Annotated in this window: 1 protein-coding gene; it reads right to left on the reverse strand. The window is 75.4% G+C overall.

Annotated elements, in window-relative coordinates; all coding sequences use genetic code 11:
• The coding region (locus ABZ641_RS36300; protein WP_359988762.1) for a cation:proton antiporter at positions 1-1,628 on the reverse strand (1,628 nt) is incomplete at its 3' end.
• Positions 1,629-1,670 lie beyond the last annotated feature (42 nt).

Below are 1,670 nucleotides of genomic sequence, written 5' to 3' on the forward strand. Positions count from 1 at the left end.
CCGCCGTCCGCCGGCGAGGTGGTGACCCGCGCCCCCTCGCCGTACTGCCGGGCCAGCTCGGGCCGGGTCAGACCCGGGCCGAACAGCGCCTCGCCGCCGGTGTACGGAGCCACCACGCCCCGGCTGCCCGCCGCCGGCGCCAGCCGGTACACCGCGCCCTCCAGCGTCTCGTGCAGGGTGGTCGACGCCAGGGCGTTGAAGTCGTCCTCCTCGGTGAGCAGCAGTACCCCGGTGATGCCCTCCAGTTCGGCGCCCGCGCCGGTCGCCGCGGCGAGCAGCTCGCCCGGCGCCAGCTCCAGCCCGGCCGCGGTGATCCGGTCCTGCTCGGTGTCGGCACCCGCCCACATCAGCACGTCCAGGCCGAGCGAGCGCAGCGCCAGCCCGAGGTCCACCGCGAAGGCGTCGCCGCCGACCAGCAGCGGCCGCGACCGCGCCGGCCGCAGCACCCCGAGCCGCCCGGCCACCGGATAGGCCGTCAGCCCGTACACCGTCACCGTCGCGACGATCACCACGAAGGTGGCGGGCAGCAGCCGCTGGGCGCCGTCGACACCCTTCGCGACCAGGGTCGCCGAGAAGGTGGATGCGGTGGCCGCCGCGACGATGCCGCGCGGGGCCATCCAGCCGACGAACGCCCGCTCCGCCCGCGACACGTCGGTGCCCAGCGTCGCCAGCAGTGCCACCACCGGCCGGACCACCAGCACCAGCGCCGCTGCCAGGCCCAGCGCCGGCAGCACCACGTGCCGCAGCGAGGCCGGGGTGACGGTGGCCGAGATCGAGACGAAGAGCAGACCGATGATCAGCGAGACCAGGGTCTCCAGGAACGGCCGGCGGACGGGCAGGTCGAGGCCCGGCAGGTTGGCCATCGCCATGCCCATCACCACCGCGGCGATCAGACCGGTGTCGTCGCGCAGCGCGTCGCAGGCCGCCGCCGTCCCGATCACCGCGGCGAGCTGCGCGGTGGTGCCGAGGATCTCGTTCGGCCGCAGCCGGTCCAGCACCAGCCAGAGCACGGCGGTGCCCACCGCACCGCCCGCGCAGCCCACCAGGATGCTGAGCCAGAAACCGCCGAGCTCGCTGCGCAGGCCGTCCCCGCTGGCCGAGACGACGCCGTGGAAGACGAACGCGCCGAGGATGCCGCCGACCGGGTCGATCAGCGTCCCCTCCCAGATCAGGATCCGCTGCAGCCGCTCGGTCGGGCGGACGAAGTTCAGCAGCGGCCCGACCACCGTCGGCCCGGAGACCACCAGGATCGCGCCCAGCATCACCGCCGACCGCTTCGGCATGTCGAGCAGCGGCACCGCCAGGGCCGTCGCCGCCGCCCAGGTGATCAGCGTGCCGAGCCAGATCAGCCGGACGACGACCCGGCGGTTGTGCGCCTGGAGCCGGCGCAGCTCCAGACCGAGGCCCGCGTCGTAGAGGATGACCGCGACGGCCAGCGAGACCAGCGGCGAGAACGCCGGGCCGAGCAGCTGCTGCGGGTCGACGGTGTCGGTGAGCGCCCCGGCGCCGAAGCCGACCGGCAGCAGGACGAGCAGCGCCGGGATGCGCAGTTGTGCGGCGAGCAGCTGGGAGGCGGCGGCGAGCACCACGATCAGCCCGACACCGAGCAGGATCTGGTCGGGCGTCACGGCCGCGCCCCGGCCGGCGGGCGCCGGACGGCGACCGCGGGC

The organism is Kitasatospora sp. NPDC007106 (assembly GCF_040634455.1).
GTDB lineage: Bacteria > Actinomycetota > Actinomycetes > Streptomycetales > Streptomycetaceae > Kitasatospora > Kitasatospora arboriphila.